Origin of the sequence: Nocardia yamanashiensis NBRC 100130, from assembly GCF_001613325.1 — a bacterium.
Lineage (GTDB): Bacteria > Actinomycetota > Actinomycetes > Mycobacteriales > Mycobacteriaceae > Nocardia > Nocardia yamanashiensis.
Map to the genome: position 1 here is coordinate 24,276 of NZ_BDCD01000034.1, position 22,828 is coordinate 47,103.

20 protein-coding genes are annotated in these 22,828 nt (G+C 68.3%); 14 read left to right on the forward strand and 6 right to left on the reverse strand.

Annotated features, from left to right (window positions below; translation table 11 throughout):
• Entirely contained in the window at nucleotides 1-2,187 is a 2,187-nt protein-coding gene (locus tag NY1_RS33790) for a molybdopterin-dependent oxidoreductase (protein ID WP_067721225.1), read from the forward strand.
• 5 nt (nucleotides 2,188-2,192) lie between these two features.
• Here the strand turns inward: NY1_RS33790 and thiE are convergent, their stop codons facing one another.
• On the reverse strand, nucleotides 2,193-2,897 hold the full coding sequence (thiE, locus tag NY1_RS33795) for a thiamine phosphate synthase (RefSeq protein WP_067721226.1): 705 nt from the start codon (nucleotides 2,895-2,897) through the stop codon (nucleotides 2,193-2,195).
• A 150-nt stretch (nucleotides 2,898-3,047) separates the two neighbouring features.
• Here thiE and thiO point away from each other — a divergent pair, with 150 nt between their 5' ends.
• The 6 genes from thiO (at nucleotide 3,048) to NY1_RS33825 (ending at nucleotide 8,414) form a co-directional block, all read left to right on the forward strand.
• Complete coding sequence (gene thiO, locus NY1_RS33800) at nucleotides 3,048-4,211, forward strand: glycine oxidase ThiO (protein WP_067721227.1); 1,164 nt, start codon at nucleotides 3,048-3,050, stop codon at nucleotides 4,209-4,211.
• A complete protein-coding gene (gene thiS, locus NY1_RS33805; protein WP_067721228.1) occupies nucleotides 4,212-4,424 on the forward strand; it encodes a sulfur carrier protein ThiS in 213 nt (70 codons plus the stop codon).
• Nucleotides 4,417-5,172, forward strand: coding sequence for a thiazole synthase (locus tag NY1_RS33810; protein ID WP_067721229.1), 756 nt, complete (start codon nucleotides 4,417-4,419; stop codon nucleotides 5,170-5,172). Before thiS ends, NY1_RS33810 begins: the two co-directional genes overlap by 8 nt.
• A 151-nt stretch (nucleotides 5,173-5,323) precedes the next feature.
• Nucleotides 5,324-6,259 (forward strand): ABC transporter ATP-binding protein, encoded by a 936-nt coding sequence (locus NY1_RS33815; protein ID WP_067721230.1) that lies wholly within the window; start codon nucleotides 5,324-5,326, stop codon nucleotides 6,257-6,259.
• A complete protein-coding gene (locus NY1_RS33820; protein ID WP_067721231.1) occupies nucleotides 6,259-7,074 on the forward strand; it encodes an ABC transporter permease in 816 nt (271 codons plus the stop codon). The genes NY1_RS33815 and NY1_RS33820 overlap by 1 nt, the downstream gene beginning before the upstream one ends.
• 575 nt (nucleotides 7,075-7,649) lie before the next feature.
• On the forward strand, nucleotides 7,650-8,414 hold the full coding sequence (locus NY1_RS33825; protein ID WP_067721247.1) for an adenylate/guanylate cyclase domain-containing protein: 765 nt from the start codon (nucleotides 7,650-7,652) through the stop codon (nucleotides 8,412-8,414).
• Between the two features lie 4 nt (nucleotides 8,415-8,418).
• Here NY1_RS33825 and NY1_RS43870 read toward each other — a convergent pair whose 3' ends face one another.
• Nucleotides 8,419-8,571, reverse strand: a complete 153-nt coding sequence (locus tag NY1_RS43870; RefSeq protein WP_169815439.1) for a CG2302 family histidine operon protein — start codon at nucleotides 8,569-8,571, stop codon at nucleotides 8,419-8,421.
• A 168-nt stretch (nucleotides 8,572-8,739) separates the two neighbouring features.
• Here NY1_RS43870 and NY1_RS33830 point away from each other — a divergent pair, with 168 nt between their 5' ends.
• The 7 genes from NY1_RS33830 to NY1_RS33860 all read left to right on the forward strand — a co-directional run bounded on the left by NY1_RS33830 (nucleotide 8,740) and on the right by NY1_RS33860 (nucleotide 17,896).
• On the forward strand, nucleotides 8,740-10,452 hold the full coding sequence (locus NY1_RS33830; protein ID WP_067721232.1) for an acyclic terpene utilization AtuA family protein: 1,713 nt from the start codon (nucleotides 8,740-8,742) through the stop codon (nucleotides 10,450-10,452).
• Between the two features lie 11 nt (nucleotides 10,453-10,463).
• Nucleotides 10,464-11,612, forward strand: a complete 1,149-nt coding sequence (locus NY1_RS33835; protein WP_067721248.1) for an acyl-CoA dehydrogenase family protein — start codon at nucleotides 10,464-10,466, stop codon at nucleotides 11,610-11,612.
• A complete protein-coding gene (locus tag NY1_RS33840; RefSeq protein ID WP_067721233.1) occupies nucleotides 11,609-13,213 on the forward strand; it encodes an acyl-CoA carboxylase subunit beta in 1,605 nt (534 codons plus the stop codon). The genes NY1_RS33835 and NY1_RS33840 overlap by 4 nt, the downstream gene beginning before the upstream one ends.
• Before the next feature lie 8 nt (nucleotides 13,214-13,221).
• The gene (locus NY1_RS33845; protein ID WP_067721234.1) at nucleotides 13,222-15,234 is read left to right on the forward strand and encodes an acetyl/propionyl/methylcrotonyl-CoA carboxylase subunit alpha; all 2,013 of its coding nucleotides are present in this window, start codon (nucleotides 13,222-13,224) and stop codon (nucleotides 15,232-15,234) included.
• 3 nt (nucleotides 15,235-15,237) lie between these two features.
• On the forward strand, nucleotides 15,238-16,401 hold the full coding sequence (locus tag NY1_RS33850; RefSeq protein ID WP_067721235.1) for an acyl-CoA dehydrogenase family protein: 1,164 nt from the start codon (nucleotides 15,238-15,240) through the stop codon (nucleotides 16,399-16,401).
• A gap of 85 nt (nucleotides 16,402-16,486) precedes the next feature.
• On the forward strand, nucleotides 16,487-17,275 hold the full coding sequence (locus tag NY1_RS33855) for an enoyl-CoA hydratase family protein (RefSeq protein ID WP_067721249.1): 789 nt from the start codon (nucleotides 16,487-16,489) through the stop codon (nucleotides 17,273-17,275).
• A 6-nt stretch (nucleotides 17,276-17,281) separates the two neighbouring features.
• Nucleotides 17,282-17,896 carry a TetR/AcrR family transcriptional regulator gene (locus tag NY1_RS33860; protein ID WP_067721236.1) on the forward strand — a complete coding sequence of 205 codons (615 nt, stop codon included), beginning with the start codon at nucleotides 17,282-17,284 and terminating at the stop codon, nucleotides 17,894-17,896.
• A gap of 1 nt (nucleotide 17,897) precedes the next feature.
• Here NY1_RS33860 and NY1_RS33865 read toward each other — a convergent pair whose 3' ends face one another.
• The 4 genes from NY1_RS33865 to NY1_RS33875 form a co-directional block, all read right to left on the reverse strand.
• Entirely contained in the window at nucleotides 17,898-19,067 is a 1,170-nt protein-coding gene (locus NY1_RS33865; protein ID WP_067721237.1) for a hypothetical protein, read from the reverse strand.
• Nucleotides 19,068-19,170: 103 nt separating this feature from the next.
• The gene (locus NY1_RS43875) at nucleotides 19,171-19,323 is read right to left on the reverse strand and encodes a hypothetical protein (RefSeq protein WP_169815440.1); all 153 of its coding nucleotides are present in this window, start codon (nucleotides 19,321-19,323) and stop codon (nucleotides 19,171-19,173) included.
• Between the two features lie 94 nt (nucleotides 19,324-19,417).
• Complete coding sequence (locus tag NY1_RS33870; RefSeq protein WP_067721238.1) at nucleotides 19,418-21,508, reverse strand: ArnT family glycosyltransferase; 2,091 nt, start codon at nucleotides 21,506-21,508, stop codon at nucleotides 19,418-19,420.
• Nucleotides 21,505-22,770 (reverse strand): bifunctional glycosyltransferase family 2/GtrA family protein, encoded by a 1,266-nt coding sequence (locus NY1_RS33875; RefSeq protein WP_067721239.1) that lies wholly within the window; start codon nucleotides 22,768-22,770, stop codon nucleotides 21,505-21,507. The genes NY1_RS33870 and NY1_RS33875 overlap by 4 nt, the downstream gene beginning before the upstream one ends.
• Nucleotides 22,771-22,828: the final 58 nt, after the last annotated feature.

Sequence of the window (22,828 nt, forward strand, 5' to 3'; positions counted from 1 at the left end):
GTGAGCCCACGTGAGATTCCCACGTACTGCCGGATCTGCGAACCGCTCTGCGGCCTGATCGCCACCGTCGAGGACGGCAAGCTGCTGCAGTTGCGCGCCGACAAGGAACATCCGCTCTCCCGGGGCAATGCCTGCCCGAAGGGCATCGCGTTCACCGCCGTCCAGAACGATCCGGACCGGGTGCTGCATCCGCTGCGCCGCACCGCCGCCGGCTTCGAACGGGTCGGCTGGGACGAGGCCCTGGACGATATCGGCGCGCGCCTGCGCGGGATCATGCGCGAGCACGGCCGGGAGAGTCTGGGCTGGTATTTCGGCAACCCGTCCTCCTTCTCCTATTCGCACACCCTCTGGATAGTCGGTTTCCAGCTGGCCGCGGGCCTGCGCCACGTCTATTCGGCGGGGTCGCAGGATGTGAACAACCGCTTCGTCGCCAGCCATCTGCTCTACGGCTCGCTCACCTCGGTTCCCGTGCCGGATCTGGACCGCACCGAGTTCCTGCTCATGCTGGGCGCGAATCCCGTTGTCTCGCACGGCAGTGTGATCAGCGTCCCGCGTATCCGCGAGAAACTCACTGCCATCACCAAGCGCGGCGGCCGCGTGGTCGTGGTGGATCCGCGCCGCACCGAGACCGCCCGCCTCTTCGAGCATGTCGGCATCCGCCCCGACGGCGACGCCTGGCTGCTGGCCTCGCTGCTCCAGGTCATATTCGCCGAGGGCTTGGAAGACACGGACGCCCTGCGCCGCCAGGCCGCCGGTGTGCGCGAATTACGCGCCGCCGTAGCCCGTTTCACCCCCGAAGCCACCGCCGAGGTCACCGGCTTGCAGCCCGACCGCGTGCGCACCCTCGCCCGTGATCTGGCCACCGCTGGTTCCGCCGCCGTCTACGGCCGCACCGGCACCTGCCTGGGCCGCCACGCCACCTTGGTCGCCTTCCTCATCGATGCACTCGCCGTGGTCACCGGAAACCTCGACGCCCCAGGCGGTTCCGTCTTCGGCAAGGAGCTCGTCGCCGTCTCCGAACTCAACGCCCGCCTCGGCTTGATCGGCTACGGCAAATCCCGTTCCCGCATAGGCGATTTCCCCGATGTCCTGGGCACCTTCCCCGCCGCCATCATGGCCAAGGAGATCACCACTCCCGGCCCCGGTCAGCTCCGCGCCCTCTTCACCTCGGCGGGCAATCCCGTCTCTTCGGTCCCCAACCCGAGCGAATTGTCCACCGCCCTGGACCAACTCGACCTGTTCGTCTCCATCGACCTCTACATCAACGACACCAACCGCAAAGCCGACTACATCCTCCCCGCCACCACCTTCCTGGAACGCGACGACATCCCTCTCCCGTTCGCCGCCCTGTCTCCCACCCCGTACACCCAATACACGGAACGGGTCCTGGAACCGGCGGGTGAAGCCCGCGAGGAATGGCAGATCATCGACGCCCTGGCCACCCGAATCGGCGTCACCCCCTTCACCGCCGGCCCCGCTCGCCCGCTGGGCCGCCTCTTCAGCACCCTCCGCCGCAAAGTCCCCGGCGGCTCCACCCTCCGCCCCACCCCCACCCTCCTGGTGGACCTGGCCCTCCGCACCGGCCCGTACGGCGACCGCTTCGGCCTCCGCCGCGACGGCCTCTCCCTGGCGAAACTCCGCCGCCACCCCCACGGCCTGGTGCTGTCCGACTCCATCCCCACCGGAGTCCTCCGAAAAGTGGTGCAACACAAAGACAACCGAGTCCACCTGGCCCCACCCGAAATCACCGCCGAACTGACAGCCCTCACCGCACCCCCGGCCGACCCGTCCTACCCCCTCCGGGTGATCGGCATGCGAGAACTCAAATCCCACAACTCCTGGATGCACAACGCCGAACCCCTCATGCGCGGCTCCCGCCGCCAGCAAGCCCGCATCCACCCCAAAGACGCAGCCGCCGCCAACATCCCCGACGGCGCCCCCTGCCGCATCACCTCCCCCCACGGCTCCATCACCGTCCCCATCCTCCTCACCGAGGACATGACCCCCGGCACCATCGCCATCCCCCACGGCTGGGGCCACCGCGGCGGCTGGCACCTGGCCAACGCCGCCGGCGGAGCCAACGTCAACGACCTGACCTCGACCAACCTCGAAGACATAGAACGCCTCGCCGGCATGTCCAACCTCAACGGCATCCCGGTCCGCATCGAACCGGTCGCAGCCGGCTGAACGACTCAGCCGGCGGTGTTGTCCAGAATCCGCTGCTTGAGCGCGCGAGCGGCGGCTTCGGGATCGCGTGCGTCGGTAATGGCCCGCACCACCACGATTCGGGTGGCTCCGGCGTCGAGGACTTCCGGCAGCCGCACGTCATCGATGCCGCCGATGGCGAACCACGGTCGGCGCGTGTGGGAGTCGGCGGTGGAGCGCACCAGGTCGAGGCCGGCGGCGGTGCGGCCGGGCTTGGTCGGGGTGGTCCAGACGGGGCCGGTGCAGAAGTAGTCGATGTGTTCGTCGATGGCGGCGAGGCCGGCCTGGGCGCGGTTGTGGGTGGAGCGGCCGATGACGACGTCCGGTCCCAGGATGCGGCGGGCGTACCAGGGCGGTAGGTCGCCTTGGCCCAGATGCAGGACGTCGACGCCTGCGGCGAGGCCGATATCGGCGCGATCGTTGCAGGCCACCAGCGCCCCGTGGCGGCGGGCGGCGGCCTTCAGTTCGGCCAGAACGCCCAGCTCGGCCTTGGCTTCGAGAGTGCCGAACTGCTTCTCGCCCGCCGACCCCTTGTCCCGGAGCTGGATGATGTCCACGCCCCCGGCCAGCGCCGCGTCGGCGAATTCGACCAGATCCCCCTTCTCACGCCGGGCGTCGGTGCACAGGTACAGCCGCGCGTCGGCGAGACGTTCACGCGGTGGTACGGGCCGGTTCGGATGGGAGGGCTGCACGCCTCCGAACCTAGTCGCGCTACCGTGGTGAGGCGAAACGAGCCGCGGGCGCGTCTTGGCCGCGACGATGCGCGACGCCCCGCCGGATACGCGTTCTCGTGCGATATCGGTGCAGGTCCGGTAGGTCCGGACCGAGTGAGGTGGATACGAATGCGGACTCTGGCCGTCGTCGGCGGCGGTGTGATCGGGCTGTCGGTGGCGTGGCGTACCGCGCAATCGGGCTGGACGGTCACGCTGTACGACCCGGCGGTGGGTTCGGGGGCTTCCTGGGTGGCGGGCGGCATGCTCGCCCCCTTGTCCGAAGGCTGGCCTGGCGAAGACGCCGCCCTCGAATTCGGCGCGGCCTCCCTCTCCCGCTGGCCTGCCTTCGCCGCCGACCTGGCAGCGATCACCGGCGCCTCGCTCTTCACCGCCGACCGTACGTTGACCGTCGCGCTGGATGCCGCCGACGCCGCTGATCTGCGCACCATCGCCGATTGGGTCAATGCCCACACACTCCCTGCGAACTCCTCCGTGCTGGAACTGCTGGATCGGGCCGGAGTACGGGCTGCCGAGCCGGGGCTGGGGCGGGCGATTCGGGCGGCGCTGCGGTCGGAAGCTGAACCCGCCGTGGACAATCGGGCGCTGGTCGATGCCCTGCGGATTGCTTGCGCGGCGTCCGGAGTGGAATTCCGGGCCGAGCGGGTCGAAGAGCTGGCCGACCTCCCGCACGATCGCGTTGTGCTCGCCGCCGGAGCCGCATCCGCCCAGCTGTGGCCGGGCCTGCCGGTGCGTCCGGTGAAGGGGGAGATCCTGCGCTTGCGCCGTCGCCCCAGCGCGCCTCCGGTGCCGAACCACGTCATCCGCGCCCGCGTGCACGGCCGTCCTATATATCTTGTGCCTCGCGCCGACGGAATCGTGCTGGGTGCAACACAATACGAAGTGGGCTTCGATACCGCCGTCACCGTGGCCGGCGTGCGCGACCTGATCACCGATGCCGAGACGGTGTTCCCCGGCCTGGGCGAATACGAATTCGCCGAGGCCACAGCGGGTTCCCGCCCGGGTTCCCCGGACAATCTCCCGCTGATCGGCCACCTCGACGACCGCGTGATCGCCGCGACCGGCCACGGCCGCAACGGCATTCTCGACACCCCCGTCACCGCCGCCGCGGTGACGGCCCTGCTCGCGGACGCCGAACTCCCCGAGGCCCGCGCGGCCGCCCCGCAGCGTTTCGATCAGGTCGCCGCGGTTCCCCGCCCGGCCGAGGCGCTCGCTTTGTCCGCAACCGCGGAGCGGCGGTCCACCGCCGACCCGTCTTCTCCGGAAGGAAACTAGATGACCGCGATTCCGGTCGGTGTCACCGTGAACGGTGTCGATCACGAGTTCGCCGAGAACACCTCGGTGCGCGAGGTGCTCGAGACCCTGAATCTCCCGTGTCAGGGCGTGGCGGTGGCCGTGGACGGCGCGCTGTTCCCCAAGTCGCGCTGGGACGAGCCGGTCGGCCGCGGCTGGGAGCTCGAGGTGCTGACGGCGGTGCAGGGTGGCTAGCCCGCTGGTGATCGCGGGCCGCGAGTTCGGTTCCCGCCTGATCATGGGCACCGGCGGCGCGGACAATCTGCACGTGCTGGAGGAGGCCCTGGTCGCCTCCAAGACCGAGCTGACCACGGTCGCCATGCGCCGGGTGGACGCGGCGGGCGGCACCGGCGTGCTGGATCTGCTCAAGCGCCTGGAGATCGCCCCGCTGCCGAACACCGCCGGTTGCCGTTCGGCCGCCGAGGCGGTGCTGACCGCGCAGCTGGGCCGCGAGGCGCTCGAAACCGATTGGGTGAAGCTGGAAGTCATCGCCGACGAACGCACCCTGCTCCCGGACGCCATCGAATTGGTCAGCGCCGCAGAGCAACTGGTGGACGCCGGTTTCACCGTCCTGCCCTACACCACCGACGATCCGGTGCTGGCCAAGCGCCTGGAGGACATCGGCTGCGCCGCCGTCATGCCGCTGGGCGCGCCGATCGGCACCGGCCTGGGCATCGGCAATCCGCACAATATCGAGATGATCGTGGCCGCCGCGCAGGTCCCGGTGATCCTCGACGCGGGCATCGGCACCGCCAGCGACGCCGCCCTGGCCATGGAACTCGGCTGTTCCGCGGTCCTGCTCGCCACCGCCGTCACCCGCGCCCGGCAACCCGCCCTGATGGCCGCCGCCATGGCGCACGCGGTGGAAGCCGGTTGGCTGGCAAGGGAAGCGGGCCGCATCCCCAAGCGCTTCTGGGCGCAGGCGTCGTCCCCGTCGCTCTGAATCGCCCCCGAACGGTGAACCCGTGACCCCCGTCACTCGTATGTGAGGGTATGCCCGGTGTGTGGTGGGGGACGGGTCATCCTCGAGGAGGACGGGACGCGCGACCTGTGAGCTATGGCCCGGGACCGGTTCTCGAGGAAGACTGGTCCCCATGATCGAACTGAGGGGCCTGACCAAACACTATGGCCAGACCGTCGCGGTGCAGGATCTGTCGTTCTCGGTCCGCCCGGGCCAGGTGACCGGCTTTCTGGGCCCGAACGGTGCCGGCAAATCGACCACCATGCGCATGATTCTCGGGCTGGACCAGCCGACTTCGGGTACCGCGCTGATCGACGGCAAGCCGTACCGCGAACTGGCGAATCCGCTCACCAAGGTGGGCGCCCTGCTGGATGCCAAGTGGGTGCATCCGAACCGTTCGGCTCGTTCCCATCTGCGCTGGATGGCGGCCTCGAACAACCTCCCCGGCAACCGGGTCGAGGAAGTCCTGCGCCTGGTCGGTCTCTCGGAGGTCGCGGGCAAGAAGGCGGGCGGTTTCTCGCTCGGCATGTCCCAGCGTCTCGGCCTGGCGGGCGCCCTGCTCGGCGATCCGCAGGTGCTGTTGTTCGACGAGCCGGTGAACGGCCTGGATCCCGAGGGCATTCTGTGGATCCGCCGTTTCATGCAGCGGCTGGCGTCCGAGGGCCGCACCGTACTGGTGTCGAGCCATCTGCTGGCCGAGATGGCGCAGACCGCGGACCATCTCATCGTGATCGGCCAGGGCCGCCTGATCGCCGACACGCCCACCAAGGATTTCATCGAGAAGTCGTCGGAAGCGTCTGTGCGCGTGCGCAGTCCGCAGCTGGATCAATTGCGCAGCCTGCTCACCTCGAACGGGATGACGGTGCGCGAGGACGGCGACGGCCCGGCGCTGATCGTGGTCGGCGTGAGCAGCGACGCGGTCGGAAAACTGGCCGGCGCCAACGACATCACGCTCTTCGAGCTGTCCCCGCAGCGGGCCTCGCTGGAGGAAGCGTTCATGAGCATGACGGGCGGCGCGGTCCAGTACCACGCCGCGGGCTTCGAACAGGTGATGGGAGGTGCGCTCTGATGGGAGTGCTTGCCGCGGAACGTATCAAGCTCACCTCGACCCGTTCGCCCTGGTGGTGTTCGGTGCTGATCGCCGTCTGGGCGCTGCTGCTGGCGGTGGGTTTCGCCTTCCTGCTCAACTTCGAGATGAGCGAGTACAACAAGCAGGTCGCGAGCGGGAACGTGACCATGTCGGAGCCGCCGAGCGCCGACAATGCCGTCGCCGGACTGGGTTTCATCGGCGTGCCGCCGTTCATCCCCGGCTTCGGCTACATCCTCGTCATGATCGTGGCGGCGCTGGCGGTGACCAGCGAATACCGTTTCGGCACCATCAAGGCCAGCTTCCTGGCGGTCCCGAATCGCGCGGCGGTGCTGGCGGCCAAGGCCGGTTTCATCGCGGTGGTGATGGCGGTGTTCTCGGCCGTGCTGACCTTCCTGAGCTTCTTCATCCTGAAGGGCCTCACCAAGTCCGATGTGGGTGAGGGTCTGAGCCTCAGCGGCGACCTGCGCGTCTTCTACGGCGTCCCGATCTTCATCGCGCTGGTGGTGTTCCTGTCGGTAGGCTTGGGCGCGTTGTTGCGCCAGTCGGCGGCGGCACTGTCGCTGCTGATCGTCTGGCCGACCCTGATCGAGCCGATCGTGAGCGTGTTCGGCAAGGTGGGCAGCAATATCCGGGTGTTCCTGCCCTTCCAGAACGCTTCCCGTTTCCTCGGTCTCTCGGCCGATGAGAACGCACCCTGGCATTGGGGCCAGTGGGGCTCGCTCGTCTACTTCACGGCCTTCGTCGTGATCGTGTTCGCCGCCGCGCTGTACGTGACCAACCAGCGCGACGCCTAGACCCTGCCCGGGGAGCTGCCGGCCACTGCCCGGCCGGTAGCGCCATCGGCCCGATACGGACCTCCGTATCGGGCCGATGTCTTTTTCCGTGGCCTGTCTTTACCCGGTCGCGGCCGGGATTCCAGGTACGTTGGCCGGGAGAACCCTGTGCGGAAGAAGAACGCTGTGTGAAAACTGTCGCTTCCATCCGGAAGGGCCTAGCCGCGGAACTGAACCGTCGGTAGCATCGCCTCAGCAACCAAAGCACTCAAACATCGGCGGGCTCAACGTTGTGGCCGCTCGCACCGATCGGGAGGTGTCAGGTGGCAATCATTCATCCATCCGAGGATCAAGGCCTGAGATACGCTCTGGGCGTGAGCGAACGACCCTCCGACGGCGGAGACCGCGCGTCCGACGCGAACCGCACCGAAGGTTTGGGCACCGATCGCAACCGGTCGAAGGACGCGACCGGTCCGCGCGCACGTGAACCGCGTCCCATCGACCCGGACGTGGTCATTCCGCTGGTTCCGGCGGATCTCGACGAGAACGAGGCCAATCGGCGCCGGGGCCGCTTCCCCGGTCAGCTCTCTTCTCTGATGGCGGCCGCGAATCAGCGTGGCGATCTGATCGGCGCCATCCGCAAGGCCCGCGAGAACCTGCCCGGCGACCCGGCCTTCGGCGACCCGCTCTCGGTCTCCGGTCCCGGCAGCGCCCGCGCGGTGGCCCGCGCCGCGGACAAGCTGGTCGGCGATACGCCCAGCGCGGCAAAGGAATTGGGCCTGGGTGCGCTCCAGGTGTGGCAGGCCATGCTGGAACGCGTCGGCCGGGGCCGCGGTACCCAGGAGATCACCATCATGTTCACCGACCTGGTGGCCTTCTCCAGCTGGTCCCTCGCCGCCGGTGACGAGGCGACCCTGGAACTGCTGCGCCGCGTGGCCAAGGCCATCGAACCGCCCATCGTGGACCGTGGCGGCTCCGTGGTGAAGCGGATGGGCGACGGGGTGATGGCGGTCTTCCCGTCCGCCGATCGGGCCGTACGGGCAGCCGTGGCGGCCAAGGAGAACCTCTCGGGCGTCAGCATCGACGGCTACCGCCCCCAGATGCGCATGGGCCTGCACACCGGTTCCCCCCGCGAGATCGGCGGCGACTGGCTCGGCGTGGACGTCACCATCGCGGCCCGCGTCATGGAAGCCGGCGGCAACGGCAACACCATGCTCTCCGCCGCCACCCTCGATTCCCTCGACCCGGAAACCCTGGAAGAACTCGGCTTCGGCGTAAAGCCCTACCGCCGCAGCTTCTTCGCGGCCCCCCTGAGCGGAGTCCCCGAAGACCTGCGCATCTTCCGTCTCGACGCCGAGTAACGGCTCACATCCAGAGGAAAGCCCCGGCCACTGCGAGCGCCCCCGCGAGGGCGAGCGCCACGGCCAGGGGCTTGGCTGTTTTCCAGGTCGTGTAGGCCCCGCCGAGCAGGAATCCGGCGAGGGCCAGTAGCAGCACGAAGATCACGCTCGAGGACATCGCTCAAGTGTGCAGGAAGCGTGCCGGATCGCCGTACACCGGCTTTGACCTGCACCTCCCGAAATTAACAAGCACGCAGGCTTGATTTTTTCTGCCCCCGATGTGACCCTTGATCCGACCGCGGCGGAGAGGCCGCGCCCCGGACTCGGGTGCACAGGGAGGCCCAGTATGAGTCAGCTCGCCGAAAATCCGGAGCTTCTTCGGATCGGCAACTGTTCCGGCTTCTACGGTGATCGGCTGAGCGCCATGCGCGAGATGCTCGAAGGCGGGGACCTGGACGTTCTCACCGGCGACTATCTGGCCGAGCTCACCATGCTGATCCTGGGCCGGGATCGCATGAAGGACGCGAACCTCGGCTACGCCAAGACCTTCGTCAAGCAGCTGGAGGGCAGCCTCGGCCTGGCCCTGGAATCCGGCGTGAAGATCGTCGCGAACGCGGGCGGCCTGAACCCCGCCGGGCTGGCGCAGCGCGTGCGCGAGGTCGCCGAAAAGCTCGGTCTCGCACCGAAGATCGCCTATGTCACCGGTGACGACCTGCTGCCGCGCGCCGCCGAACTCGGCCTGGGCGCGCCGCTCACCGCCAACGCCTACCTGGGCGCGTGGGGCATCGCGGAATGCCTGAACGCGGGCGCGGACATCGTCGTCACCGGCCGCGTCACCGACGCCTCACTGGTGGTCGGCCCCGCCGCCGCCCACTTCGGCTGGAGCCGTACGGATTACGACGCGCTCGCCGGAGCCGTGGTCGCGGGTCATGTCATCGAATGCAGCACCCAGGCCACCGGCGGCAATTTCGCCTTCTTCACCGAGATCGAGGATCTGGGCCGCCCGGGTTTCCCGATCGCCGAGGTCCGCCGCGACGGCTCCACCGTCATCACCAAGCACGCCGGTACCGGCGGCGCGGTCACCGTGGACACGGTGAAAGCCCAGCTCATGTATGAGATCCAGTCCGCGCGCTACGCCGGACCGGACGTCACCACCCGCCTGGACAGCATTCGCGTCAGCCAGGAGGGCGAGGACCGGGTGCTGATCAGCGGCGTGCTGGGCGAAGCGCCCCCGCCGCAGACCAAGGTCTCGATGAACACCATCGGCGGCTTCCGCAACGAGATGGAGTTCATTCTCACCGGTCTCGATATCGAGGCGAAAGCCGAACTGGCGCAACGCCAGCTGGAATCCTGGCTGCCGGTGCGCCCGGCTGAGCTGGAGTGGACCCTGGCCCGCCTGGACCGCCCGGACGCCGAGACCGAGGAGCAGGCCAGCGCGCTGCTGCGCTGCGTGGTCCGCGACCCGGACCCCAACAAGGTCGGCCGCGCTTTCTCCAGTGTGGCAGTGGAATTGGCGCTGGCCAGCTACGCGGGTTTCTCGATGACCACACCGCCCGGCAACGGCGGCCCGTACGGCGTGTTCAAGCCCGGTTACGTGGATGCGAAGGAAGTTCCGCACACGGCCGTGCTGCCCGACGGCGCCGAGGTGGCGATCGCCCCGGCAGCGGAGACCCTGACCCTCGCCGATGTGGCGGAACCCATTGCCCCGCCGCCGCTTCCAGCCGGTGAGACCAAGCGCCTGCCGCTGGGCGCCATCGCGCTGGCCCGCTCCGGCGACAAGGGCGGTAACGCGAATATCGGCGTCTGGGTGCGCACTGACGAGCAGTGGGCGTGGCTGGTCGACACCCTGACCGTCGACGAACTCCGCGTGCTGCTGCCGGAAACCGCGAAACTGCCCGTCACCCGGCACGTGCTGCCGAATCTGCGGGCGCTGAACTTCATTGTCGAGGGCCTGCTCGGCGAGGGCGTGGCCTATCAGGCCCGTTTCGATCCGCAGGCCAAGGGGCTCGGGGAATGGCTCCGCGCCCGGCACGTCGATATCCCCGTGGAGCTGCTGTGAGCACCGGATATGTGAACCCGTGGACCACCCCTGAGCGGCGTGAATTGCGCGCCACCGTACGGGGTTTCGTGGAGCGGGAAGTACTTCCCAACCTGGACGGCTGGGAGCGCGAGGGCGAGCTGCCGCGCGATCTGCACAAGAAGGCGGGCGCGCTGGGCCTGCTCGGCATCCAGTTCCCGGAGGCTGTCGGCGGTTCCGGCGGCGACGGCATCGACGCCGCCATCGTGTGCGAGGAAATGCATTACGCGGGTGGTTCGGGCGGTCTGTTCGCCTCGCTGTTCACCTGCGGCATCGCGGTCCCGCACATTGTCGCGTCGGGCAACCCGGAGCACATCGAGCGCTGGGTGAAGCCGACTCTGGCGGGCGAGAAGATCGGTTCGCTGGCCATCACCGAGCCCGGCGGCGGTTCCGATGTCGGTCACTTGCGCACCACCGCGGTGCGTGACGGCGACGAGTTCATCGTCAACGGCTCCAAGACCTTCATCACCTCCGGCGTGCGCGCCGACTACGTGGTGACCGCCGTGCGCACGGGCGGCCCGGGCGCGGCCGGTGTTTCGCTGCTGGTGGTCGAGAAGGGCACGCCCGGTTTCACGGTCTCCCGCAAGCTGGAGAAGATGGGCTGGCTGTGCTCCGACACCGCCGAGCTGTCGTATATCGATGTGCGCGTGCCGGTTTCGAACCTGGTCGGCCCGGAGAACTCCGGATTCGCCCAGATCGCCCAGGCTTTCGTGAGCGAGCGCGTCGGCCTCGCCGCCCAGGCGTACGGCCACGCCCAGCGCTGCCTGGACCTCACCCTGCAGTGGGTCCGCGACCGCGAGACCTTCGGCCGCCCGCTCATCTCCCGCCAGGCCGTGCAGAACACCCTCTCGGAGATGGCGCGCCGCATCGATGTGGCCCGCGTCTACACCCACCATGTGGTGGAGCGCGCCGCACACGGCGAAACCGATCTGATCGCCGAGGTGTGCTTCGCCAAGAACACCGCCGTGGAAACCGCGGAATGGGTCGCCCACCAGGCGGTGCAGCTGTTCGGCGGCCTCGGCTACATGCGTGAGTCCGAGGTCGAGCGCCACTACCGGGATGTGCGCATCCTCGGCATCGGCGGCGGCACCAACGAGATCCTGACCAGCCTCGCGGCCAAGCGATTGGGGTTCCAGTCTTGACCACTCTGCGTAGCACCGTAGACCCGAATTCGGCCGACTATCGGGCGGCCGCCGAAGCCATGACCGCCAAGCTGACCGAGGTCGAGGCCGAGTACGCCAAGAACATCGCGGGCGGCGGACCCGACAAGATGGCGCGGCATCGCAAGCGCGGCAAGCTGACCGCTCGCGAGCGCATCGAACTGCTGCTGGACGAGGATTCGCCGTTCCTGGAGCTGGCCCCGCTGGCCGGCTGGGGCAGCGACTTCCATGTGGGCGCGAGCGTCATCGCGGGCATCGGCATCGTCGAGGGCGTCGAATGCATGATCACCGCGCCCGATCCGACGGTGCGCGGCGGCACCTCCAACCCGTGGACGCTGCGCAAGACCCTGCGCATGAACGACATCGCACTGGAGAACCGCCTGCCGGTGATCGGCCTGGTGGAGTCCGGCGGCGCGGATCTGCCCACGCAGAAAGAGGTGTTCGTCCCCGGCGGGCGCATGTTCCGTGACCTGACTCGGCTGTCGGCGGCCGGAATTCCCACCATCGCACTGGTTTTCGGCAATTCCACCGCGGGCGGCGCGTACATCCCCGGCATGTCGGACTACACGGTCATGATCAAGGACCGGTCCAAGGTGTTCCTGGGCGGCCCGCCGCTGGTCAAGATGGCCACCGGTGAGGAGTCCGACGACGAATCCCTGGGCGGCGCGGAAATGCACGCCCGCACTTCGGGTCTCGCCGACTACCTGGCCGTGGACGAGCAGGACGCGATCCGGCTCGGCCGCAATATCGTCAAGCGCCTGAACTGGCAGAAGCAGGGCCCGGCGGGGCGGCCGCTCGAAGAGATCATCGAGCCGCTCTACGACCAGGAGGAACTGCTCGGCATCGTGCCGACCGACCTCAAGATCCCGTTCGATCCGCGCGAGGTCATCGCCCGCGTGGTGGACGGTTCGGACTTCGACGAGTTCAAGCCGCTGTACGGTTCCAGCCTGGTCACCGGCTGGGCGGAGCTGCACGGCTACCCGGTCGGCATTCTCGCCAATGCCCGCGGCGTGCTGTTCAGCGAGGAAGCGCAGAAGGCCACCCAGTTCATCCAGCTGGCCAACCAGTCGAACACGCCACTGTTGTTCCTGCACAACACCACCGGGTACATGGTCGGCAAGGAGTACGAGCAGAAGGGCATCATCAAGCACGGCGCGCAGATGATCAACGCGGTGTCGAATTCGAAGGTGCCGCACATCTCGCTGCTCATGGGCGCCTCCTACGGCGCCGGTCACTACGGCATGTGCGGTCGCGCCTACGATCCGCGCTTCGTATTCGCCTGGCCCAGCGCCAAATCCGCCGTCATGGGCGGTGCGCAGCTGGCGGGCGTCATCTCCATCGTGGGCCGGGCCGCCAACGAGGCGCGCGGGATTCCGTTCAACGAGGAGCAGGACGCCGGGCTGCGCGCCATGATCGAGGCGCAGATCGAGGCCGAATCGCTGCCCATGTTCATGTCGGGCCGCCTGTACGACGACGGCGTCATCGATCCCCGCGACACCCGCACGGTCTTGGGAATGGCCCTGTCCGCCATTCACAATTCCCCGATCAAGGGCGCCGAGGGCTTCGGCGTCTTCCGGATGTGAGGCCAGATATGGAAATCACCAATGTTCTGGTCGCCAACCGTGGCGAGATCGCACGGCGGGTGTTCGCGACCTGTCGCCGCATGGGCATCGCCACCACCGCCGTGTACTCGGATGCCGATGCGAACGCCCCGCACGTGGCGGAAGCCGATGCGGCCATTCGCCTTCCGGGCAATACGCCCGGCGAGACCTACCTGCGCAGCGATCTGATCATCGAGGCCGCGCTGGCCGCCGGCGCCGACGCGATTCACCCCGGTTACGGATTCCTCTCCGAGAACGCCGAATTCGCCAAGGCCGTGCAGGAAGCCGGGCTGACCTGGATCGGCCCGCCGGTCGCCGCCATCGAGCAGATGGGCTCCAAGGTCGAGTCCAAGAAGATGATGGACGCGGCGGGCGTGCCCGTGCTCAAGCAGCTGGACCCCGCCGAGGTCACCGCCGACATGCTGCCGGTGCTGATCAAGGCGTCCGCCGGTGGTGGCGGTCGCGGTATGCGCGTGGTGCGCGAACTGGCCGACCTGAACGATCAGATCGAGGCCGCGCAGCGCGAATCCGCTTCCGCCTTCGGCGATCCCACCGTTTTCTGCGAGCGCTACCTGGAGACCGGCCGTCATATCGAGGTGCAGGTCATGGCCGATACCCACGGCACCGTGTGGGCGGTCGGCGAACGCGAGTGCTCGATTCAGCGCCGCCATCAGAAGGTGGTGGAGGAGGCGCCTTCCCCGCTGGTCGAGAAGATCGACGGGATGCGGGCGCGGCTGTTCGAGGCCGCCAAGCTGGCGTCCGAGGCCATCGGGTACGAGGGTGCGGGCACCGTCGAATTCCTGGCCGACGAGAAGGGCGACTTCTTCTTCCTGGAGATGAACACCCGTCTGCAGGTGGAACATCCGGTCACCGAGCAGGTCACCGGCCTGGATCTGGTGCGGTTGCAGTTGCAGGTGGCCGCGGGTCGCCCGCTGCCCGCGAAGCAGCCAGAGATGCGCGGGCATTCCATCGAGGTGCGGTTGTACGCCGAGGATCCGGCGCACGACTGGCAGCCGCAGTCCGGTCCGGTGCACAAGCTCGACATCCCGGGTACCGCGGGCGAATTCACCGTGCTGACCGAACCGGGCGTGCGCCTGGACACCGGCGTGGTGGACGGTTCCGTGGTCGGCGTGCACTACGACCCGATGCTGTCGAAGGTCATCTCCTTCGCCGAAACCCGTGACGAGGCAGCGCATCTGCTGGCCTCGGCCTTGCAGCGCGCCCAGATTCACGGCCTGGTCACCAACCGTGATCTGCTGGTGCGGGTGCTGCGGCATCCGGCGTTCCTGGCGGGGGACACCGACACCGCCTTCTTTGCCACCCACGATCTGGAAAAGCTCTCCGCGCCTTTGATTTCCGAGGCGGACGAGAAGCTGTCCATCGTGGCCGCCGCGCTCGCCGACGCCGCCGCCAACCGGCGCTCGGCCCGGGTCGGCGGCGGGCTGCCCTCCGGCTGGCGCAATCTGCCGTCGCAGTCCCAGACCAAGTCCTATGACAGCCGCCTGACCGGCAAGCACGAGGTGCGCTACCGCCTCACCCGCGCCGGGCTGGAGGTGGACGGCTTCGAGGGTCTCGAATTGCTCGATGCCACACCGGATTCCGTCACCCTGCTGGTGCCGGGGGAGCGCGGCAAGGTGCGCCGCGCCTTCCGCATCGCCCGCTACGGCGATCTGGTGGCCGTCGATTCCCCGCTCGGCCCGGTCGCGGTGCGCCGGCTGCCGCGCTTCGAGGATCCGGCCGACCAGGTGGCCGAGGGCTCGCTGCTGGCGCCCATGCCGGGCGCGGTCATCCGGCTCGGCGCCGAGGCCGGCAGCCGGGTCGAGAAGGGCCAGCCCATTCTGTGGCTGGAGGCCATGAAGATGGAGCACACCATCGCCGCCCCCGCCGCGGGCATCCTCACCGAACTCAATGTGACCGCCGGACAGCAGGTCGAAGTGGGTGCGGTGCTCGCCATCGTGCAAACCGACGAATCCGCCGCGGCTTCGAACGACAATCAGGAGTAGGTCATGAGCTTCATCGAAACCGACGAACAGAAGGCGCTGCGGGCCGCCGTCGCGAAGCTCGCCGCCAAATACAACTTCAAGGATTACGCGGGCCCGAAGGCGCGCCGCAACGAGCCGTTCGACGAATTGTGGGACGAGGCGGGCAAACTCGGCTTCCTGGGCGTGAACCTGCCCGAGGAGTACGGCGGCGGTGGCGCGGGCATCTACGAACTCGCGCTGGTGCAGGAAGAACTCGCCGCGCAGGGCTGCGGGCTGCTGCTCATGGTGGTCTCGCCGGCCATCTGCGGCACCATCATCACCAAGTACGGCACCGACGCGCAGAAGCAGCACTGGCTGACCAAGCTGGCCGACGGTTCCGGCAAGATGGTCTTCGGCATCACCGAGCCGGACGCCGGCTCCAACTCGCACAAGATCACCACCACCGCCCGCCGCGACGGCGAGGACTGGATCCTCACCGGACGCAAGATCTTCATCTCCGGCGTGGATCAGGCCGAGGCGGTGCTGATCGTGGCGCGCACCGAGAACGCCAAGACCGGCAACCTGCAGCCCGCCCTGTTCATCGTCCCCACCGATGCCCCCGGCTTCGTGAAGACGAAGCAGGAGATGGACATCATCGAACCGGACAACCAGTACACGCTGTTCCTCGATGACGTGCGCCTGCCCGCCACCGCCCTGGTCGGCCAGGAGGACGCCGCCATCGCGCAGCTGTTCGCGGGGCTGAACCCGGAGCGCATCATGGGTGCGGCCATGGCGGTCGGCATGGGCCGCTACGCCATCGATCGCGCCGTGCAGTACGCCAAGGAGCGCGCGGTGTGGAAGGGCGTGCCGATCGGTGCGCACCAGGGCATTTCGCATCCGCTGGCCCAGGTGAAGATCGAGCTGGAACTCGCCAAGGTGATGATGCAGAAGGCCGCGTTCCTCTACGACAGCGGTGACGACTTCGGCGCCGCCGAGGCCGCCAATATGGCGAAATACGCTGCGGCGGAAGCCAGTATCAAGGCCCTCGATCAGGCGATCCAGACCCACGGCGGTTCCGGCCTCACCTCCGATGTGGGCCTGGCGGGCATGCTCGCCGCCTCCCGCATCGCCCGGGTGGCCCCGGTATCGCGCGAGATGATCCTCAACTTCGTCTCCCAGCACTCGCTGGGCCTGCCCCGGTCGTACTGACCTGGGCCGCCGGGTGGCGGTGGTGCGCGGCCACCGCCACCCGTCCCTCCCGAACGTGAAATCCGCACAGCAGCAGGAGTATTCGATGACCGACACAGCCGCCGCCGACGCACCGTACGTGCGCTACGAGGTGCGCGACGGGTTCGCGGTGCTGACCCTGGACTCCCCGCACAATCGCAATGCCCTGTCCTCGCGCCTGGTCACCGAACTGCTCGACGGCCTGGCCCGGGCGGCGGCCGACGACGCGGTGCGCGGGGTGGTGCTCACCCACACCGGCAATACCTTCTGCGCGGGCGCGGACCTCAAGGAGGCGGTGGACGCCGACCCGGCCGCCGCCGCCGATATCCGTACCCGCTGGATGATCTCGGTGCTGCGCGACATCATCGCCATGCCGAAGCCGGTACTGGCACAGGTCGACGGCAATGTGCGCGCGGGCGGCATGGGCATCATCGCCGCCTGCGATCTGGTGATCGCCGGCCGCAACAGCAGCTTCGCCCTCACCGAGGTCCGGATCGGCCTGGCCCCGTTCATGATCTCGCTGACCCTGCTGCCGCGCATGACCGGCCGCTCGGCCGCCCGCTACTTCCAGACCGGCGAGACCTTCGACGCCGCCGAAGCCGAACGCATCGGCCTCATCACCGTCGCCGCCGACGATCCGGTCGCCGAGACCGCCCGCCTGTGCGGTGAACTGCGCAAGGGCGCGCCGCAGGGCCTGGCCGAGGCCAAGCAGCTCGTCAATGCCGACCTGCTCGCCGCGTTCGACCGTTCCGCCGAGGACCTGGCCAAACGTTCCGCGAGCTTCTTCGGCACCCCCGAGGTCATCGAGGGCATCACGGCCTTCATGCAGCGCCGCCCGCCCAGCTGGGCAGAATAGGCAACCATGGCGACACCCCACGAACCCAAGCAGGACCGCAGCCGGGCCACCCGGCAGCGGCTGCTGGAGGCGACCATCGACTGCCTGGCCGAGAACGGCTGGGCGGCCGCCACGGTGGCCGTCGTCGCCGAACGCGCCGGGGTGTCGCGAGGCGCGGCCCAGCATCACTTCCCCACCCGCGAGGACCTGATCACCGCCGCCCTCGAGTACATGTTCGAAACCCGCATGGTGCAGGCCATGACCGAGGCGCAGTCCCTCGACCAGATCGCCGAAGGCGTCGGCCGCACCGAAGCCGTCGTCTCCTCCCTGGTCGAGGGCTACACCACGCCCTTCTTCAAAGCCGCCCTCCAGGTCTGGACCCACGCCTCCGCCGACCCGGTCCTGCGCGAGCGAATCGTCCCCCTGGAAGCCCACTTCGGCCGCACCCAGCACCGCCTGGCCGTCGAAGCCCTGGGCGTGGACGACAAGGACCCGGTGGCGCATCACCTGGTCCAAGCCACCCTCGACATGGCCCGCGGCCTCGGCCTCGCCGACGTCCTCACCGACGATTCCCTGCGCCGCAAGGACATCGTCCAGCAGTGGGCCGCCACCCTGCACACGGCATTGAACGCCCCGCGCTGAATCAGCTGTGCGGCAGCTTCGGCCACGCCGTCGCGGCCAGCGCTTTCGCCGTATCGCACGCGCCGACGCCCTGGTAGACGGTCATCGTGATCTGCTCGGTGAATCGCGAAGTGTCGCCGTCGGCCTTGTATTCGTAGTGGGCCCCGAGCCACGGATCCCAGGTCCGCCCGGTGAGCGTCAGCTGGCACCGTCCGGCGTGATCATCGTCCACTATCGTCCTGCGCCCCGCGATGGTCTCGGTGTCGCCCTTCGCCCCCGGCATCGATCGCGGCATCAATGTGGCATGCAGATCGATCCTGCTGCCGTCCGCCTCCCACCGGCAGTGATAGGCGATCGAATCGCTTGCGGCACGGGCGGTCGCCGCACCCGTCGAGGCCCGCAGCTCGGCGTCGTTCAACATCCCGCACAGGTCCCGTCCGCCCACCGAATCGGATGGATAGACCAAGCGCTTCGCGGTATTGCCGGTGAATGCCGCCACCGCCGCATCGGTGATGACATCCCTTACCCGGCAAAGTGTTTCGGCCGAATCCTGCGCCTTCGACGTCACCTCCAAGGTCACGCCGACCCCGTCGGCCCGCATGATGAGCTGCACACACTTGCCGGACCCGCCCAACTCGACAGCGGCGACCTGCACCGGCCCGCGCTGAACCATCGGGATATCGGTATTGCGGGACAAAAATTCCGCCGGAAACCGCGCGATATCGAACTTCGCCGTCACGGCGGACCGCGCACCACCCGGCAGCCCCAACTTCACGGTGCACCCGGAAAAACTGTCCGGCTCGATCCCTATCGCGAAATCACCACCCGAATCCCTCTCCGCGATCCCGGTGAACATCGACGGTTCCACGAACGAACACGGATCGATGGACGCCGGCTCATCGAACCCACCCGCCACCCTGCTCCCGGAAGTGCCTGCGGCAGTGGTGGTCCGGTCCGAACTCCACGTTCCTGCCACCACCGCCGTCCCCGCCGCCACCACGAGTGCACCGACCGCTCCCAGGATCAAGGCCACCTTTCGCTTCGAAAACCGCGCTCCGGCCGCCTTCCCGGTGCTTGGCACCTCGGCATAGGCGGGCGGCCCGATCTGGATCGCGTACTCGGGCTCGGCGCCGGGCCGCGCCCACGGCGACTGCGCGGAACCGGAATCGGGGCTTTGTTCTGGCTCGGTCATTGCGACGACACCCCCGTGACGACACGCGAATCAATCCCTAGATCTTAGGAATTGGCCCGCCTCGGCGCCTGCCGGAAGAAATGGTGTCACCGCCAGGGTTCCTTCAGAAGCCGAAAGCCTCTGCCAGTTCGATGGATTGGTCGTCCCAGCAACGCTCGATGCGTTCGCGCTCCTGGTCCGGGAGGTCCGGTCGCCAGCCGACGGTGCGCCAGAAGGCTTCTCGGTGTTCGTCGCTGAGCGGCATGGGAGGGGTCATGGTTACTGCCTGAAACTCGCTGGTCCGGTGCTTGTTTCAGGGTAGGACCGGACCATCCGGTGGAAGGCGGCTTCCACCGGATGGTCTTGGTGAATCAGGAGAGGGGAGTTGTCAGGTCGTAGAGGGTGACGCCGTCCACCTCCTGGGAGGCGAAGTGCTCCTTTACCCAGCTGGCGATTTGGCCGCTGGTGCTGGTGCTGGACCGGCCGAAGCCGCCGTCTTCGCTCTCCGAGCTGCCGGTGATGAAGTAGTGGATCTTCTTGTCCGCCACGTACTGCTGGAATTGCGCGAGGGTGGGGGAGGGGTCGCTGCCGTTGAAGCCGCCGACGGGCATTACCGGCAATTGCGTGGCGAGCTGGAAGCCGGCCGCGCTGTTGGAGCTGACGGTGGCGGCGACCCAGGTGTAGTCGGTGCCGCCGTCCTTCAGTAGCGCGGTCACTTGGTCGCTGGGTTTGCTCGCGCCCATGACGCCGCCGACCGGGCCGCCGCCCATCATCCCGCCGCCGGTTTTGCTGCCGTCGGGGGCTCCACCTGGGATGGTCCCGCCGCCGGGTTTGCCGCCGGTCGAGCTGCCGCCGATTCCGTTGCCGCCGTTCTGGTTGCTTCCGTTCCTGGGACCGCCGTCGGGGCGTGCGCCGCCATTGCGGCCGTCGGTGGTGTCGCCGCTCGGCCACCGCCCGCCGCCGGGGCCGAACCCGTGCCCGACGCTGGGGCCCGCACTGGGGATCGGGCCTTCGTGACTTGCGGTGAGGGTTTGGCCGACGTAGGCCACCGGTCCGGCGAGCCCGACGATTACCGCCGTGCAGGCTGCCGCGACGGCGGCTTTGCGTGGGAGCTTCACGAGCAGGGCGACGGTGCCGAGAATGCCCGCGACGAGTACTGTCCAGCGCAGCCACGGCAGGTAGGAGCTGCTGCGGGACAGCAGCATCCATGCGGTCGCGGTGGTGGCCGCGAGCGCCGCCGCGAGGGCGATGCGGACCCAGGCTCGATCGCGTTCGCGCCAGAGCAGGACCGCGCCGGTCGCGGTGACCACGGCGACGGCCGGAGCCAAGGCGACGGTGTAGTACTGGTGGAAGATCCCCTTCATGAACGAGAACACCAGGCCGGTGACGACCAGCCACCCGCCCCAGAGGAGGAAGGAGGCGCGGCGCGCATCGGTGCGAGGAGCCTTGCCGCGCAACAGGAGTGCGGCGGCGAGCAGGATCAGTGCCGCCGGGATCAACCAGGCGATCTGACCACCCTGGGCGGGTTCGAACAGGCGCGTGATGCCGGTGCTGCCCCACATGCCGTTGCCGCCGGTGGGCATATCGCCGCCGGGTCCGACGCTGCCGTGTTCTTCACCGTTGAGCCGCCCCAGCCCGTTGTAGCCGAGGGTCAGTTCGATGATCGAATTGTTCTGTGAACCACCGAAATACGGTCGGTCGGACACCGGCCAAAGCTCGGCGATGAGTACCCACCAGCCCGCGCCGAGGATCATCGCCCCACCCGCCGCGAACAATTGCGCGATGCGCTTGCCCAGCTTCGGCGGCCCGGCGATCAGATAGGTCAATGCCAGCGCCGGCACCACCAGCAGCACCTGCAATTGCTTTGCCAGGAACCCCAATCCGATGAACAACCCCGTGAGCACCAGCCACCGCCAGCGCCCGTCCGCCACGGCCCGCGTCATCGCCCAGGCCGCCGCGACCATCAGGGACACCAGCATGGCGTCGGGATTGTTGAACCGGAACATCAGCGCTGCAACGGGTGTCACGGCGAGCACCAGCCCGGCGAGCAGTCCGGCGGCCGCGCCGAAATTGCGCCGCACGGTCGCCCACAGCAGGGCGACGGACGCCACCCCCAACAGCACCTGCGGCAGCAGCATTGCCCACGAGGACAGCCCGAACACCCGGACCGACAGCTCCATCGGCCACAGCGACAGCGGCGTCTTGTCCACGGTGATGGAATTAGCCGCATCGGAGGAGCCGAAGAAGAACGCCTTCCACGACACCGAACCGGCCTGCACCGCAGCGGAATAGAACGAATTGGCCCAGCCGTTGGCGGACAGATTCCACAGGTAGGCGACGGTGGTCGCGACGAGCAGCGCCGCCAGCGCGGGCAACTCCCAGCGCGGCCGGCCCCTCATGCCGGTCGCATCGGTAGCGGCGGGTGGCGAGGTCTGCGGCGGTTCGGTCAATGTCGCGGTCATTCCGCCGCTCCTTCCGCGGCGGCGGGCGCATTCCGGACTTCCGGCGCTCCGGCCTGCCGGAATACCCAGCGCAGGCCGACGAATCGCAGCAGGGTGGCGAGCAGGTTCGCGAGCACCAGGAACAGCAGTTCCAGATGCACTTCGGCCTCCGGAGCCCAGTGATGCAGCACGAACAGCGATCCACTGGTGAGTGCCAGCCCGACCCCGAAGATCACCAATCCTTGGAAGTGATGCGAGACCGCCCGCGTGGACCCGCGCACCCCGAAGGTGAAGGCCCGGTTGGCCGCGGTATTGCCGATGGCGGTGATCAGCAGGGCCAGGAAGTTGGCGACCTGGGCGCCCGTAATCCCTTGCAGCGCAACATAGAGCGCCAGATAGGCGAGCGTGGAAACAACGCCGACGATGCCGAATCGAACCAGCTGCCCGACCATCCCGAGCGGCACGCCTTCCACCAGCGGCTCCCTCCCGATCGCGGCCCGCAGTTCATTGATCGGCAATCGCCCGGAAGCCAGCGCCCGCCCCACCCGCCAGATCCCGCGCAGATCCTTCCGCGCGGTATCGACGATATCCACCCGGCTGTCCGGATCGTCGATCCAATCCACCGGCACTTCGTGAATCCGCAGCCCGATCCGCTCGGCCAGCACCAGCAGCTCGGTGTCGAAGAACCATTCCCCGTCCTCGACCAGCGGCAGCACCAGTTTCGCCACCGGCCCGCGCATGGCCTTGAACCCGCACTGCGCGTCCGTGAATCGCGCCTGCAACGAGGTCCGCAAGATCAGGTTGTAGCACCGCGAGATGATCTCCCGCTTCGGCCCGCGCACCACCCGCGCCGACGACGCCAGCCGAGTGCCGATGGCGAGATCCGAATGCCCCGAAACCAGCGGCGCCACCAACGGCAGCAGCGCGTTCAGATCCGTCGACAGATCCACGTCCATGTACGCCACGACCTGCGCATCCGACCGCTGCCACACTTCCCGCAACGCCCGCCCGCGCCCCTTGCGATCCAGGTGCACCACCTGCACCCCGTCCAGCTCGCCCGCGAGGATCCGCGCCACCGCGAGTGTGTCATCGGTGGATGCGTTGTCCGCCACCGTGATTCGCGCCGAGAACGGAAAACTCGTACTCAGGAACGCGTGCAATCTCCGCACGCACGGCCCCAGATCCTGTTCCTCGTTGTAGACCGGCACCACAATATCCACAATGGGCGCGGTCACTGCCTCCACTGATTCCGCCGCCCCCACGGCGATCGCTGTATCGATCATGGTGTCCAACTTCGACGACCACGCTCCAGCCGACCTGGACCTTCCCTGGGAGGTTACT